The organism is Inhella proteolytica (assembly GCF_016093275.1).
GTDB classification, from domain to species: Bacteria; Pseudomonadota; Gammaproteobacteria; order Burkholderiales; family Burkholderiaceae_C; genus Inhella; species Inhella proteolytica.
This window is the reverse complement of sequence record NZ_JAEDAK010000002.1, coordinates 84,404-97,190: the sequence shown is the minus strand read 5'-3', so window position 1 is coordinate 97,190 and position 12,787 is coordinate 84,404. Positions and strand designations below refer to the sequence as shown.

16 protein-coding genes are annotated in these 12,787 nt (G+C 67.0%); 8 read left to right on the top strand and 8 right to left on the bottom strand.

Annotated features, from left to right (window positions below):
* Positions 1 to 109: 109 nt before the first annotated feature.
* From I7X39_RS03060 to I7X39_RS03025, 8 genes are all read right to left on the bottom strand, one after another.
* Complete coding sequence (locus I7X39_RS03060; protein ID WP_198109501.1) at positions 110 to 607, bottom strand: pilus assembly FimT family protein; 498 nt, start codon at positions 605 to 607, stop codon at positions 110 to 112.
* Complete coding sequence (locus I7X39_RS03055; protein ID WP_198109500.1) at positions 604 to 1,317, bottom strand: flagellar brake protein; 714 nt, start codon at positions 1,315 to 1,317, stop codon at positions 604 to 606. The genes I7X39_RS03060 and I7X39_RS03055 overlap by 4 nt, the downstream gene beginning before the upstream one ends.
* 42 nt (positions 1,318 to 1,359) lie before the next feature.
* On the bottom strand, positions 1,360 to 1,659 hold the full coding sequence (locus tag I7X39_RS03050; RefSeq protein WP_198109499.1) for a flagellar protein FliT: 300 nt from the start codon (positions 1,657 to 1,659) through the stop codon (positions 1,360 to 1,362).
* 33 nt (positions 1,660 to 1,692) lie between these two features.
* Positions 1,693 to 2,130: a flagellar export chaperone FliS gene (gene fliS / locus I7X39_RS03045; RefSeq protein ID WP_198109498.1), complete on the bottom strand. Its 438-nt coding sequence runs from the start codon at positions 2,128 to 2,130 to the stop codon at positions 1,693 to 1,695.
* Positions 2,131 to 2,323: 193 nt separating this feature from the next.
* Positions 2,324 to 3,757, bottom strand: a complete 1,434-nt coding sequence (gene fliD, locus I7X39_RS03040) for a flagellar filament capping protein FliD (protein WP_198109497.1) — start codon at positions 3,755 to 3,757, stop codon at positions 2,324 to 2,326.
* Positions 3,758 to 3,876: 119 nt separating this feature from the next.
* The gene (locus I7X39_RS03035; RefSeq protein ID WP_198109496.1) at positions 3,877 to 4,740 is read right to left on the bottom strand and encodes a flagellin N-terminal helical domain-containing protein; all 864 of its coding nucleotides are present in this window, start codon (positions 4,738 to 4,740) and stop codon (positions 3,877 to 3,879) included.
* 340 nt (positions 4,741 to 5,080) lie between these two features.
* Positions 5,081 to 5,917, bottom strand: a complete 837-nt coding sequence (locus I7X39_RS03030) for a flagellin N-terminal helical domain-containing protein (protein WP_198109495.1) — start codon at positions 5,915 to 5,917, stop codon at positions 5,081 to 5,083.
* Between the two features lie 352 nt (positions 5,918 to 6,269).
* A complete protein-coding gene (locus I7X39_RS03025; RefSeq protein ID WP_198109494.1) occupies positions 6,270 to 7,103 on the bottom strand; it encodes a flagellin N-terminal helical domain-containing protein in 834 nt (277 codons plus the stop codon).
* Between the two features lie 452 nt (positions 7,104 to 7,555).
* On the opposite strand from I7X39_RS03025, the gene I7X39_RS03020 reads away from it, so the two are divergent.
* From I7X39_RS03020 to I7X39_RS02985, 8 genes are all read left to right on the top strand, one after another.
* Positions 7,556 to 8,056 carry a tetratricopeptide repeat protein gene (locus tag I7X39_RS03020; protein WP_198109493.1) on the top strand — a complete coding sequence of 167 codons (501 nt, stop codon included), beginning with the start codon at positions 7,556 to 7,558 and terminating at the stop codon, positions 8,054 to 8,056.
* Between the two features lie 148 nt (positions 8,057 to 8,204).
* Entirely contained in the window at positions 8,205 to 8,528 is a 324-nt protein-coding gene (gene flhD / locus I7X39_RS03015; protein ID WP_198109492.1) for a flagellar transcriptional regulator FlhD, read from the top strand.
* Positions 8,529 to 8,555: 27 nt separating this feature from the next.
* On the top strand, positions 8,556 to 9,095 hold the full coding sequence (gene flhC, locus I7X39_RS03010; protein ID WP_198109491.1) for a flagellar transcriptional regulator FlhC: 540 nt from the start codon (positions 8,556 to 8,558) through the stop codon (positions 9,093 to 9,095).
* Positions 9,095 to 9,820 (top strand): class I SAM-dependent methyltransferase, encoded by a 726-nt coding sequence (locus tag I7X39_RS03005; protein WP_198109490.1) that lies wholly within the window; start codon positions 9,095 to 9,097, stop codon positions 9,818 to 9,820. The genes flhC and I7X39_RS03005 overlap by 1 nt, the downstream gene beginning before the upstream one ends.
* Before the next feature lie 82 nt (positions 9,821 to 9,902).
* Positions 9,903 to 10,760 carry a flagellar motor stator protein MotA gene (gene motA / locus I7X39_RS03000; RefSeq protein WP_198109489.1) on the top strand — a complete coding sequence of 286 codons (858 nt, stop codon included), beginning with the start codon at positions 9,903 to 9,905 and terminating at the stop codon, positions 10,758 to 10,760.
* A gap of 15 nt (positions 10,761 to 10,775) precedes the next feature.
* Positions 10,776 to 11,699, top strand: a complete 924-nt coding sequence (gene motB, locus I7X39_RS02995; protein WP_198109488.1) for a flagellar motor protein MotB — start codon at positions 10,776 to 10,778, stop codon at positions 11,697 to 11,699.
* A gap of 20 nt (positions 11,700 to 11,719) precedes the next feature.
* On the top strand, positions 11,720 to 12,109 hold the full coding sequence (gene cheY / locus I7X39_RS02990; RefSeq protein WP_198109487.1) for a chemotaxis response regulator CheY: 390 nt from the start codon (positions 11,720 to 11,722) through the stop codon (positions 12,107 to 12,109).
* 17 nt (positions 12,110 to 12,126) lie between these two features.
* On the top strand, positions 12,127 to 12,759 hold the full coding sequence (locus I7X39_RS02985; protein WP_198109486.1) for a protein phosphatase CheZ: 633 nt from the start codon (positions 12,127 to 12,129) through the stop codon (positions 12,757 to 12,759).
* Positions 12,760 to 12,787: the final 28 nt, after the last annotated feature.

Below are 12,787 nucleotides of genomic sequence, written 5' to 3'. Positions count from 1 at the left end.
TCAGCCCTCAGGGCTGACTCGGTCCGAGCTCAGCCCCCCAAGGGGGCGCCACTGGCAGACCGGCGGAGCCGGATCTGCGGTGGCACTTGATCGCAGAGCTGTTCAGCGGTCAGCAGGGGGTTGCGGTGCGGCTGGCGCTGCCGCAGGCGTTGGGGCGGCCTTGGGCGTCGAGCTTCAGGGTCAGGGATTCGCCGCTGGTGCTCGTGAGGGTGATCTGGCCCAGCGAGCCGGAATGGCCCAGGCTGGGGTTCCATTCCAACTGCTGGTCCCGCCGCACCTGGACATTGCGATGCTCCTGCGCATGGTGCGTTGCGATCCGGCAAGCGCGTACTGCTTGGCGGCAGTCACAGGGGGCCGCCACGCTGACGCCCCAGCACCAGTTCGTCTCCCCGCCCTTGAGCACCAGAAAGGCCGGTCGGCCCTGGGCGATGGCGGCTTCGCGGGCGGCCAGCGCATCGCGAGCCAGGGCGTCGCCCGCCAGGCGCAGCTGCTGGCGCTGCTGGTAGCGGTTGTAGGTGGGCGCCGCCAGGGTGATCAGCACGGCCAGCACGGCCAGGGTGACGCCCATTTCCAGCAGGTTGAACCCGCGCAGGCTTCGCGGCGTCATCGCAATCCCCGCTGGCGGCGCTGCAGATTGTCCAGGTACAGCGCTAGCTGCCGCTCGGTCTGCGGGCTGAGGCCAACGAACGCGCAGCCCACCCGCGGATCGGGCTCGGCGCGGGTTTCGTCCAGGTGCTGGACCTGCAGCTGCAGCGCCACCCGCTGGTCACGCCCGAGCTCCAGCTCCACGCCGGGCAGCAGGTCGCCGGGGTGCGGCAGCGGCTGGCTCGCCGGCCAGAGCAGAGACAGGCCGCCGGCGCTCAGATCGGCGGTGCGCAGGCACAGGGGCAGCGCGCCTGGGCGGGGCAGCCAGGCGCGGGGGTGGTGCAGGCTGGTGGGCTGTACGCGGAACGCCTGGCGGCGCTGGTGCCGGCGCAGCAGCGCCGGCAGCGGCAGGCAGAGCAGGGGCAAGCCGCCGTTGACACGCAGCTCGCGTGCGGCGGGCAGCTCGAAGTCCAGGCGGATGCGGTTCAGCGTGGCGTGGGCCTGCACCGGGCCCTGCAGCACCCAGGCGGGCGCTTCGGGCTTGAGGCTGGGCAGGCGCAGCTCCAGGGCATGGCTGCCGGGCTGCACCCGCTGGGCTTGCAAGGTCCAGGTCTGGCCGGCCGGGCCTTCCAGATGGACGCTGGCCTGCTCGTCCGCCAAATCCTGGAACCAGGCGCCGATTTCGGCGGGGTTCGCGATGTCGAGATCGGCGAGGGCTTCGGGACGATTCATGGGGCGGTAGGCCCCGAGGGGTGAGGGGGCGGCAGGGCCGAATCAGTGTACGGTCTGCCCCTTGGTCTGGGCGCGCAGGCCCAGCTCGTCCATCCAGGGTTCGGCCAACTGGCGGATCTCGGCGTCGTTCAGCAGGATGCGCTGCATGATGCGCGCCTTCAGCGGCGCCTCGTCACTGGCCAGGGTCTGCGTGTCGGCAGCCGTCTTGAGCTGCGAGATCAGCAGGGCGCAGGCCCCTTCCATCCGGACCACTTCATCCCAATCGCCCTGACGGGCGGCGGAAAGCATTTGGGCGCTGGCCTGTTCGATGGCTTCGTAATAGCTAAGGAGTTGGGCGTTCATGGGCGGCAGCGTTCAAAGGCAGAGGGGAAAGGATCAAGCGGCGACCGGGCTGCTCTCCACCCGCGGAGCGATCGCTCCCCAGGCTTCCTGCACCGGCTGCAGCAGCTTGCGCACTTCAAGAATCGCCTCCAGGTCGTCGCGCAGATTGGCCTGGGTCAGGCGCAGGCTGGCGTAGGCGTAGAGCTCGCTGAGTTGGCGGGCCAGTGGTCCGCCGGCCTCCAGATTGAGACCGGCCTTCAGGCCTTCATCGAGGATGCGGACGGCGCGCGACAGCGCCCGCGCCTTCACCTCACGCTCGCCCGCTTCCAGCGCGCCCTGCGCCTGCGCGAGGGCCGAGAACAGGCCGTCGAACAGCATGGCGATCAGGCGGTGCGGGCTGGCGTCGTGCACCTCGGTTTCGAGGCCCACCCGCGTGTACATATTGCTGGGCCGGTAGTGGCGGGGCGCAAAGGGGGAGGCTTGGCCGTACATGGTGGGATTCCTGTGTGTGACAGGTTTTCGGCGCGGTGGGGGGCAACTTGAGTCGCTTTCAGCGCGGGAAAGCGCCCTCCGATCGGTGCATTTCACGGCAATTGCACGGCGCCGGCAAGGCCCCAGTGGAGGCTCCAAAGCAAAACGGCCACCGCCCCGTCGGGGAGGTGGCCGCAGCTGCCACGGGCTGGCCTCAGAGCTTCTGAAGCTGCTGGTTGAGGTAGGACGACAGGCCCTGCATCTTGCCCATCGTGGCGTCGAGCGCGGTGTACTGCGCGCGCAGGCGCTTTTCCACCAGTTCTACGCGGCGCTCCACCTGTGCTTCCTGCTTGCTGGCTTCGTCGATGCGGGTCTGGATGCCCTTCTGGCGGTTCGTCACCCGCCCGTCGACCGAGAGCAGGTCGTCCGTCAGCTTGCGCAGGCGCACGGCCAGGCCGCTGTTGCCGGCTTCGAGCTCATCCACGGCCGAGAAGAAGGCCTTGAGGTCGCTGCCCTTGTCCAGCGCGGCATCCAGCTTGGTGTCGTTCACCTTGAAGGTGCCGTCGCTTTGCGGGTCGAGGCCGATCTCGGCGAAGCGGGTCAGGGTGCCGCCCAGGCTGGTGTTGCCGCCGCCCAGGCCGCGCAACTGGTTGAGCACGCTGGTGGCTGTGCTGTCACCCAGCAGCGGGCCGCCGGTCTTGCTGCCGGGGTCGTAGCGGCTTTGCTCGCGCAGGAACTTGACGGTCTCGTTGTAGGCGTTGGCGAAATCGGTGATGGACTTCTTGATCGCGGACTTGTCCTGTGCCACGGTCAGGGTCACCGGGTCGGCACTGACCTTGCCCAGGGTGATCGTCAGGCCCGACACCGCGCCGGTGACGGTATTGGTGGCCGAGACGATGTCGATGCCATCGATGTTCGCCTCGGCGTTTTGCGCCGCCTGCTTGCGGGAACTGGTGTTGACGCCGGTGGCCAGGTCGTAGGCCAGGGCGGAGAGGCCGCTGGTATCGGTGTTGTTGCCGTCGTCATCGGCCACGCTGACGCGGAAGGCATTGGCGGCGCCGGGGTCCACGCCGCGCATCACCAGGCGCGAGCCGTTGGCATCGGACACCACGCTCGCGACGATGCCGCGTTTCATCGCGTTGATCTTGTCGCGGATCTGCTCCAGCGCATCTTCGCCGGTGGCGACCGGGATGATCACCGAGGTGCGGGTCGGGTCGGCGTCAAAAGTGAAGCCGCCCATGCCGTCGTCCGTGTAGGAGCCGAAATCGATGGTGATGGTGCCGGTGCCCAAGGCGCTACCGCTGGGCACGGCGTTGGTGGCGATCGACTGGGCGGCGGCCAGCTTGTCGACCCGCACGGTGTAGCTGCCGGCCGTGGTGCCCGTGGCGGCGGTGGCGCTGGCGGTGGTGGCGTTGCTGCTGGTGGCGGTGACGGCGCCGAAGGTATCGGCGCGCGTCAGGCGGGCCGCGGCGTCACGCAGGGTGGAGAGGTTGGACTGCAGCTTGCCGTAGGCCGACAGCTGGGTCTTGAAGCCCGTGGCGCGCTGCTGGATTTGCTGGATGGGCGTGCGCTCGACAGCCACCAGCCGAGAGATCAGGGTCTCGACGTCCAGGCCGCTGCCGATGCCGGCTGAAGTGATGGTGGCCATGGTGAAACTCCTTGCTCTCCTTCATGCACTCAGGGCGAACGCCCCGAAATGGGAGGTTCGCCCAGGCTGTATCGGCGGGGCTGCGGGCAACTTTAGGCCCAGAACGAAAAATTTTTCGTTCAGCGCAGCAGCTGGAGCACCTGCTGCGGCAGCTGGTTGGCTTGCGCCACCATCGCCGTGCCGGCCTGCTGGAGGATGTTGGCCCGGCTGAGGTTGGACGTTTCGGCCGCGTAGTCGGCGTCCATGATGCGGCTGCGGGCGGCCATCTGGTTCTCGTAGGCGATCTGCAGATTGGTGATCACCGCCTCGAAGCGGTTCTGCTGGGCGCCCAGGGTGGCGCGTTCGCCGTTGATCAGGTCGAAGGCGGTGTCGATTTCCTGGATCACGACGGCCAGGTCATCGATGGTGGTGGTGCCGTTGATGACGCGGCGGCCGGAGCCGGCGTTGTCGGAGCCTGCCACCGTCACGATCTCCGGCGCCACCGAGAGGTCGGTGGTGGTGAAGTCGATGATGTCGTTCGGCGTGGTGTTGGGGCCGATCTGGAAGGTCTGCGTGCCCGCAGCCTGGGCCAGGATGGCCTTGCCGTTGAAGGTGGTGCCCTGGATGATCCGCTGGATTTCCTTGGACAGCTCGCCGAATTCCTTGTCCAGCGAGTCCTTGTCGCTGCTGGAATTGGTGGCATTGCGGGCCTGCACGGTCAATTCGCGCATGCGCTGCAGGTTCTCGGTGACCTTGGCCAGCGCACCTTCCGCCACCTGGGCCAGCGAGATGCCGTCGTTGGCGTTGCGCATGGCCACCGCCATGCCGCGGGCCTGGGCGTACATGCGCTCGGCAATCGCCATGCCCGCCGCATCGTCCTTTGCCGAATTGACCCGCAAACCCGATGACAGCCGCTGCGTCGCCGTGAGCAGCGAGTTCTGCGACATGTTCAGGTTGCGCTGCGCGTTCAGCGAAGCGATGTTCGTATTGATGATCTGAGGCATGACGGCACTCCTTGCTGCGTTTGCCGCCGCGCACGAAAAGGGCGGCGGCGTCGAGCGGCACAAAGGCCGTCTCTATGGCGCAGATTCTTGGAGTGAGGTCGCTGCCTCAAAGGGCCGATAAGAGCCTGGAAAAGCGGCCAATCCCCGCCCGTAGCGGGCGAAGTTCAGTTCGCTGTGGTCTCTCCGAGCCGGCCGCCGCGAGAGGGCGGCCGTCCCTCGGCCGGGGGCGAAAGGTCCTCAGGACCCTTCTCGCTACGGCCTCGCCCAGCCGGCCGCCGCGAGATGGTGGCCGTCCTTCGGCCGGGGTCGAAGGGTCCTCAGGACCCTTCTCGCTCCGGCCTCAGCCACGCAGCAGGGTCAGCACGCCTTGGGGCAGGGCGTTGGCCTGCGCGATCATCGAATTGCCGGCCTGCTGCAGGATGTTTGCGCGGCTCAGGTTGGCGGTCTCGACGGCGAAGTCGGCGTCCATGATGCGGCTGCGCGCGGCCACCTGATTTTCATAGGCCACCATCAGGTTGCTGATGACGGCCTCGAAGCGGTTTTGCACCGCGCCGTAGGTGGCGCGCTCCCCGTTCACGGCGTCCAGCGCGGAGTCGATGTTGTCGATCACCGTGGCCAGGGCAGCGGCGTCACCGGTCAGGTTGTCGGCGGCCACTGCCACGATGTTCGGGTCGGCCGTGAAGTCCTGGGTGGTGACGGTGATGATGTCGTTCGGCGTGGTGTTGGCGCCGATCTGGAAGACCTGATCGCCGGCATTCCCGCCCACCACGGCCTTGCCGTTGAAAGTGGTGCCGGCCAGGACGCGCCCGATTTCCGCATTGAGCTGCTGGAATTCCTTGTCCAGCGATGCCTTGTCGGCATCGGTGTTGGTGCCGTTGCGAGCCTGCACGGCCAGTTCGCGCATGCGCTGCAGGGCGTCGCCCACCTTGGAGAGCGCGCCTTCGGCCGTCTGCGACAAGGAGATGCCGTCGTTGGCATTGCGGATGGCCACGGCCATGCCGCGGGCTTGGGCGTTCATGCGCTCGGCGATCGCCAAGCCGGCCGCGTCGTCCTTGGCCGAATTCACGCGCAGGCCCGAGGACAGGCGCTGGGTCGAGATCAGCAGCGAAGCCTGGCTCATGGCCGTATTGCGCTGCGCATTCAGGGACGCGATGTTGGTATTGATGATGGCGGGCATGAAGCACTCCTCTCAAGGAAGAACGGGGGTACAGACCGGCATGCAGCTTGAGCGCCCGGTGCCGGCTGGCACTGGGGGCCGCTGAGCGGCTGCGATCCCGATGGATCCCTTTTCGTCGAGAGCGAGGGCGACTTGAGCCGAATACTGAATAGCGGGGTGTTTGGGGTTCTTTTCTCACGGCCGACCGGCGCTGGGTCCTGAAATTGACCGCCCCCCGTGCGCGGGCTGGGGGTGCGGTCAAGGAGGGGCTTGTGCTGGTGGGCTCAGGTTGTCCGCTTCTTGGATGAGCTCCGTCGTTTGCGCGACAGAGAGGCCGGCGGCTGCACCAGAGGTCAGCGAGGCCGGCCAGGCTTCATCGAAGCAAGGACAGCACTTGCTGCGGCAGGGCGTTGGCCTGGGCAATCATCGAGGTGCCTGCCTGTTGCAGGATCTGGGCCCGGCTCAGGTTGGCAGTCTCGATGGCGAAGTCGGCATCGGTGATGCGGCTCTTCGCGGCGGCCTGGTTCTCGGACGAGACCATCAGGTTGCTGATCACGGCGTCGAAGCGGTTCTGCACGGCACCGTAGGTGGCGCGCTGGCTGTTCACCGTGTTCAGCGCGGTGTCGATGTTGTCGATCACCGTGGCCAGGGCGGTGGAGTCGCCGGTCAGGTTGCCACCGGTCACGGCCGTGATGTCGGCATTGCCGGTCATGTCGGTCGTGGTCACCGTGATGATGTCGTTGGCCGTGGTGTTGGCGCCGACCTGGAAGACCTTGTCACCGGCATTGGCGCCGACGATGGTCTGGCCGTTGAAGGTGGTACCACCCAGCACGCGGCCGATTTCCGCGCCCAGCTGCTGGTATTCCTGGTCCAGCGAGGTCTTGTCGGCATCGGTGTTGGTGCCGTTGCGGGCCTGCACGGCCAGTTCGCGCATGCGCTGCAGGGCGTCGCCCACCTTGGACAGCGCGCCGTCGGCCGTCTGGGCCAGCGAGATGCCGTCATTGGCGTTGCGGATGGCCACATTCATGCCGCGGACCTGGGCATTCATGCGTTCCGAGATCGCCAGACCGGCGGCGTCGTCCTTGGCGGAGTTCACCCGCAGGCCCGACGACAGCCGTTGCACGGCCAGAGTCAAGGATTGCTGGCTGGCGGCGGCATTGCGTTGCGCGTTCAGCGAGGTGATGTTGGTATTGATGATGGCGGGCATGGTGCGTTCCTTTCAGCTCGGATGAACAAGGCCCGGCATGGGCCCGTGGAGAGGTCTTGCGACCCCGCCCGGCCCTTCCGCTTCCACTGTCTGGACCCCTTGCGGGGTTCGGGCCTGAAGCTGGTCTGCCGGACAACGTGATCCGTCGCCAGATCCGTTGTGTTGGTTGTCGGCAGGCCGCCTTAGGAACTTAAGAGCCAACTGTCAATCCCCTCGATCTTTCGATAAGCAGGGTCTTCAAGTGCCAATTAATTGTGATCTTGGCGGGGGCGGCGCGGAAGTGGGGCGGGGTGGGGCGCCTGGGCAGCGATCTGGGTGGCTGAAGCAGCGCAATTCCGCCGCTTGAGCCGGGGGCGAAATTCCTAAAGTTTGTTTGCCCGATGCCGAGCGCGCGGGCGCACCTCGTATTCATCCAGCGGCTTGCACAGCAGGCCCAACCCGGAGCCGCCGCCATGTCTGCACTGTCGACCGTGACCCCCACCAATGACCTGGGCCAGCGCATGGCCGCCTCCGGCGTGGTGCCGGCGCCGGGTCAATCCATGAACGAGGCCATGGCGCTGTTGGCCGCCGCGCGCAACGCGGCCTACGCCGAGGCGGCCCGCGGCCGGCTCGGGCATGGGGTGACGGTGCTGCTGCGCGCACTCAACACCCAGCCGGCCAGCTTCGACCTCAAGTCCGACATGGCGGCGCTGCTGCTGTCGGCCGGTGAGCTGGCCCACGCGGCCTCCTACGCCCGCGGGGCGCTGGCGGTGCAGCCCACCCACGGCCCCAGCCTGTACGCGCTCGGCTTTGCGCTCAGCGGCCTGGGCGAGGCGGAGGAAGCCCAGCGCATCCTGCGCCGGCTGCAGCGCGGCAAGCCCCGCGCCAGCCTGCTGGCCGAAGCGCCGGAGCTGCTGCCGGTGGTAAAGGCGGAACTCAAGCGCCTGCAGCAGCTCTCCAAGCCGCGCCGCTGACCGGCGTGTAGGAATTTGTCTGACAGCCGGGCCTGGAAAGGCTGACGGCGCAGCTGGAAAGGGCCTGATTTCGGGCCCTTTCTTCGTTTTTCAGAATCTGGCTCCATGGCGTCGCACTTCGCGGCGCTGCTCAAACAAGGAGCGAGCCGTGAGCCCTGACCAAATCCTGGCCGAGATCCGCGAGACCAACCTCTCGTACCTGATGCTGGCGCAGAGCCTGATCCGCGCCGACCGCGAACAGGCGCTCTACCGCCTGGGCCTGTCGGAAGAGACGGCCACCTTGCTGGCCCAGCTCTCGCCGGCGCAGATCATGAAGCTGGCCGGCTCCAGCACCCTGTTGTGCCGCTTCCGCATGGAAGACGATCTGGTGTGGAGCCTGCTGACCAGCAGCCACAAGCCCAGCGTGAACGAGCAGTCGGCCCGCCTGCATGCCTCGATCCTGATGGCCGGTCGCCACAGCGAAACCGCCTGATCTCGAATCCCTCAGAGAGGAGCCAGCATGGCCCGCGTCAAAAGCATCCTGTCCGAAGCCCGCCAGATTGAGCGTGCCGTGACCCTGATCCACCTCGGCGCGCGCCTGCAGGTGCTGGAGTCCGAGACCGAGCTGAGCTACGAGCGTCTGCTGCGCCTTTATAAAGAGGTGTCCGGCCGCTCGCCCTCGAAAGGCCAGCTGCCGTTCTCGACCGACTGGTTCATGACCTGGCAGCCGAACATTCACGCCTCGCTGTTCATGAACATCCATGAGTACCTGAACAAGGCGGCGGCGCTGGATGAGATCGACACCGTGATCAAGGCCTACCAGCTCTATCTGGAGCACACCCAGGCGCAGAACATCGAGGCGCTGCTCTCGGTCACGCGCGCCTGGCGCCTGGTCAAGTTCATCGACAACGGCATGCTGACCCTGACCGCCTGCACGCGTTGCCGCGGCCAGTTCGTCACCCATCCGCACGAGATGGCGCGCCACTACGTCTGCGGCCTGTGCAACCCGCCGGCGCGCGCCGGCAAGGGGCGCAGCCCCGATCTGGCCAGCACGCACTGATGGCTGAGGGCCTGGCTCGGCTCTGGCCGCTGTCGGCCCTGCTGAGCTGGGCGCTGGCCTGGTCGGCCTGGCAGGCGTTCGGGCCCGACTGGCCTGGCGGGCTGGCGCTGCTGGCGGTGTCGCTGGCCTGCGCCCTGTTGCACCGCCGGCCCTGGCGCCGCCTTTGGGTGGCGCTCGGCTTGCCGCTGGGCCTGCTGCTGTCGCAGGCTGCCTTGCCGGCCGGCTTCTGGCTGGTGCTGGCGGTCGCCCTGCTGGCGCTCTACCCGCGCCGGCTCTGGGGCGACGCGCCTCTGTTCCTGACTCCACGCGGCGCCCTGACCGACTTGGGCACGCACCTGCAGCTACCGGGCGCGCCGCGGGTGCTGGACGCCGGCTGCGGCAGCGGCGCCGGCCTGCGCGCCTTGCGCGCCGCGCTGCCGGCTGCCCAACTGGCGGGGACCGAGGCGAGCTGGCCGCTGGCCTTGTGGGCGCGCTGGCGCTGCCCCTGGGCCCGCGTGCGGCGCGGCGACATGTGGGCCGACAGCTGGCGCGAGCTCGATCTGCTCTACCTGTTCCAGCGCCCCGAGACCATGACGCGGGTGCTGGCCAAGGCACGCACCGAGCTGCCACCCGGCGCCTGGCTGCTCAGCCTGGACTTCGAGCTGCCCGGCATCCGCCCCCACGCGCAGTGGCCCTCTATCGGCCGTCACCAGCTCTTTCTTTACCGTGCTGAAGACTTGAATTGACCGTGGGGCTGGGCCTGTTTGCCCGCGGTCGCCCGTTTGAATCCCTGCACAATCGCCCGACGTTCCGCTCACCCACACCCCCATGTTCGTCATCGTCGGCTGGGTCATCATGCTCGTCTGCATCTTCGGCGTGTTCATCGCGCACGGGGGCAATATCGGGGTGATCCTGCACGCGCTGCCCTTCGAGCTGACGACCATCTTCGGGGCCGCGCTCGGCGCCTTCCTGGCCAACAACCAGATGCCCGTCATCAAGGCCGCCGCGTCCGGCCTGGGCATGTGCTTCAAGGGCAGCAAGTACACCAAGGCGCGCTACCTGGAGCTGATGGCGCTGCTCTACGACATCCTGCAGAAGGCCCGCAAGGAGGGCCTGATGTCGATCGAGAAGGACGTCGAGGAGCCAGAGAAGTCGCCGCTGTTCCAGAAGTACCCGAACGTCGGCACCGACCACCATGTGACCGAGTTCATCACCGACTACCTGCGCATGATGGTCAGCGGCAACCTGAACGCGCACGAGATCGAGGCGCTGATGGATGCCGAGATCGACACCCACCACGCCGAGGCCCATGCCCCCGTGGCCGCTTTGAACCGCTTGGCCGGCGGCCTGCCGGCCTTCGGCATCGTGGCCGCCGTGCTGGGCGTGGTGAACACCATGGGCTCGGTCGGGCAGCCGCCGGCGGTGCTGGGCGGCATGATCGGCTCGGCGCTCGTCGGCACCTTCCTGGGCATCTTCCTGGCCTACGGCTTTGCCGAGCCGCTGGCGGGCCTGCTGGAGCAGAAGCTGGATGAGGCGGGCAAGGAGCTGGTGTGCATCAAGACCACGCTGCTGGCTTCCATGCAGGGCTATGCGCCCCAGGTGGCGGTGGAATTCGGCCGCAAGGTGCTGTACTCGAACGTGCGGCCCACCTTTGCCGAGCTCGAAAGCCACGTCAAGAAGAAGTAAAGAGGCGCGCTAGCCATGGCAGGCGACACCAAGAAGCTCCAGCCCATCATCGTCAAGAAGGTCAAGAAGGGCGGCCACGGAGCGCACGGTGGAGCCTGGAAGATCGCCTACGCCGACTTCGTCACGGCCATGATGGCCTTCTTCCTGCTTATGTGGCTGCTGGGCAGCACCACCGAGGGCGATCGCAAGGGCATTGCCGACTACTTCTCCTCGCCGTTGAAGATCGCCATGCTGGGCGGCTCGGGGGCGGGCGATGCCTCCTCCGTCGTCAAGGGCGGCGGCAAGGACCTGACGCGCCAGGATGGCCAGGTCAAGGATGGCGACATCGAGGCCGCCAAGCGGCTCTACAACCTCAAGGCACTCAAGGAAGAGCAGCGCCGTGCCGAGCGCTCGCGCCTACAGGAGCTCAAGCAGAAGGTCGAGGAGAAGATCAAGCTCAGCCCGGCGCTGTCCGCCCTGGGTGGGCAGATCAAGCTGGACATGACGAAGGAAGGCCTGCGCATCCAGATCGTCGACGAGGGCAACCGGCCGATGTTCGACTCCGGCTCGGCCGTGGTGAAGCCCTATATGCGCGAGCTGCTTCAGGAGCTCGGCGCCGTGCTGGCCGAGGTGCCCAACCGCCTCACCGTCGAGGGGCATACCGATGCCAAGCCCTTCAGCGCCGGCGAGCGCGGCTACAGCAACTGGGAATTGAGCGCCGATCGCGCCAATGCGTCACGCCGCGAGATGGTTGCCGGGGGTTTGCCCGAGGCCCGCATGCTGCGTGTCCAAGGTCTCGCTTCGAGTAAGCTTCTTGACACCCAGGCGCCTGAAAGTCCCGCCAACCGTCGCATCAGCATCATCGTGATGAACCGGGATGCCGAGGACGCCGTGCTGAAGAACCTGGGCGATGAGGACGAGGCGGCTCCGCCCGCTCCCGCCGCATCGCCCCCCGCTTGAGAGAAGAGAAGGATTGGCCCATGAGCACCGACATGCGGTTTTTGATCGTTGACGATTTCTCCACCATGCGGCGCATCGTGCGCGGCCTGCTGAAGGAGATCGGCTACACCAACGCCGAAGAGGCCGAAGACGGCGCCGAAGCCCTGAACATGCTGCGCGCCTCGAAGTTTGATTTCGTCGTCAGCGACATCAACATGCCCAATATGACGGGCTTCGAGTTGCTGAAGGCGATCAAGGAAGACGCCAACCTCAAGCACCTGCCGGTGCTGATGGTGACTGCCGAGGCGCGCAAGGAAGACATCGTGCTGGCCGCCCAGACGGGTGCGGCGGGCTACATCGTCAAGCCCTTCACGAAGGCCACCCTCGAAGAGAAGGTGCAGAAGATCATCCAGAAGATGGCTGCGGCTTAACCCCGGAGGTCGGCATCATGCAGATGGAAGAACTCGCGAAGCTGGCCCAAGGCCAGGGTCTTGCAGTGGATCCGGCAGTGTTTCAGCAGATCGGGACCATCACCCGGCTGCTGCACGACACCATGGAACAGCTGGGCGTGATGCCGAAGCTCCAGGTGGCGACCGATGGTCTGCCCGACGCACGCAGCCGCCTGACCTACATCGCTGACAAGACCGCGGCAGCCGCCAACAAGGTGCTGAATTCGGTCGATCAGGCCAAGCTGGACCACGAGGCGATTGCCAACGCCACTCGGGAGCTGGCAGCCAAGCTGACGGCCGATCCGGTGCGTGCCGTGGCCAGTGGGGCGGTGATGAACTTCGTCACCGACATCGAGACCCGCACCGCCCATATCGACCAGCACCTGACCGACATCATGATGGCGCAGGATTTCCACGACCTGACGGGCCAGGTGGTCAAGAAGGTCGTGCAGCTGACCTCCGACCTGGAGGACAGCCTGGTCAAACTGCTGGTGCAGGTGGTGCCACCCGAGCAGCGCGAGAAAGTCAGCCAGGAAGTGCTGCAGGGCCCGGTGGTGAACCCCGAAGGCCGCACCGATGTGGTGGCCGATCAGGGCGAAGTGGACGATCTGCTGGCCTCGCTGGGCTTCTGATCGCATCCGGTTTCTGAAAGCGGCGGGC

Excerpts from the sequence above, each read along its gene's own strand:
- I7X39_RS03060 (WP_198109501.1), bottom strand. The coding sequence starts at position 607 with ATGACGCCGCGAAGCCTGCGCGGGTTCAACCTGCTGGAAATGGGCGTC.
- I7X39_RS03055 (WP_198109500.1), bottom strand. The coding sequence starts at position 1,317 with ATGAATCGTCCCGAAGCCCTCGCCGATCTCGACATCGCGAACCCCGCC.
- I7X39_RS03050 (WP_198109499.1), bottom strand. The coding sequence starts at position 1,659 with ATGAACGCCCAACTCCTTAGCTATTACGAAGCCATCGAACAGGCCAGC.
- fliS (WP_198109498.1), bottom strand. The coding sequence starts at position 2,130 with ATGTACGGCCAAGCCTCCCCCTTTGCGCCCCGCCACTACCGGCCCAGC.
- fliD (WP_198109497.1), bottom strand. The coding sequence starts at position 3,757 with ATGGCCACCATCACTTCAGCCGGCATCGGCAGCGGCCTGGACGTCGAG.
- I7X39_RS03035 (WP_198109496.1), bottom strand. The coding sequence starts at position 4,740 with ATGCCTCAGATCATCAATACGAACATCGCTTCGCTGAACGCGCAGCGC.
- I7X39_RS03030 (WP_198109495.1), bottom strand. The coding sequence starts at position 5,917 with ATGCCCGCCATCATCAATACCAACATCGCGTCCCTGAATGCGCAGCGC.
- I7X39_RS03025 (WP_198109494.1), bottom strand. The coding sequence starts at position 7,103 with ATGCCCGCCATCATCAATACCAACATCACCTCGCTGAACGCGCAACGC.
- I7X39_RS03020 (WP_198109493.1), top strand. The coding sequence starts at position 7,556 with ATGTCTGCACTGTCGACCGTGACCCCCACCAATGACCTGGGCCAGCGC.
- flhC (WP_198109491.1), top strand. The coding sequence starts at position 8,556 with ATGGCCCGCGTCAAAAGCATCCTGTCCGAAGCCCGCCAGATTGAGCGT.
- I7X39_RS03005 (WP_198109490.1), top strand. The coding sequence starts at position 9,095 with ATGGCTGAGGGCCTGGCTCGGCTCTGGCCGCTGTCGGCCCTGCTGAGC.
- motA (WP_198109489.1), top strand. The coding sequence starts at position 9,903 with ATGTTCGTCATCGTCGGCTGGGTCATCATGCTCGTCTGCATCTTCGGC.
- motB (WP_198109488.1), top strand. The coding sequence starts at position 10,776 with ATGGCAGGCGACACCAAGAAGCTCCAGCCCATCATCGTCAAGAAGGTC.
- cheY (WP_198109487.1), top strand. The coding sequence starts at position 11,720 with ATGAGCACCGACATGCGGTTTTTGATCGTTGACGATTTCTCCACCATG.
- I7X39_RS02985 (WP_198109486.1), top strand. The coding sequence starts at position 12,127 with ATGCAGATGGAAGAACTCGCGAAGCTGGCCCAAGGCCAGGGTCTTGCA.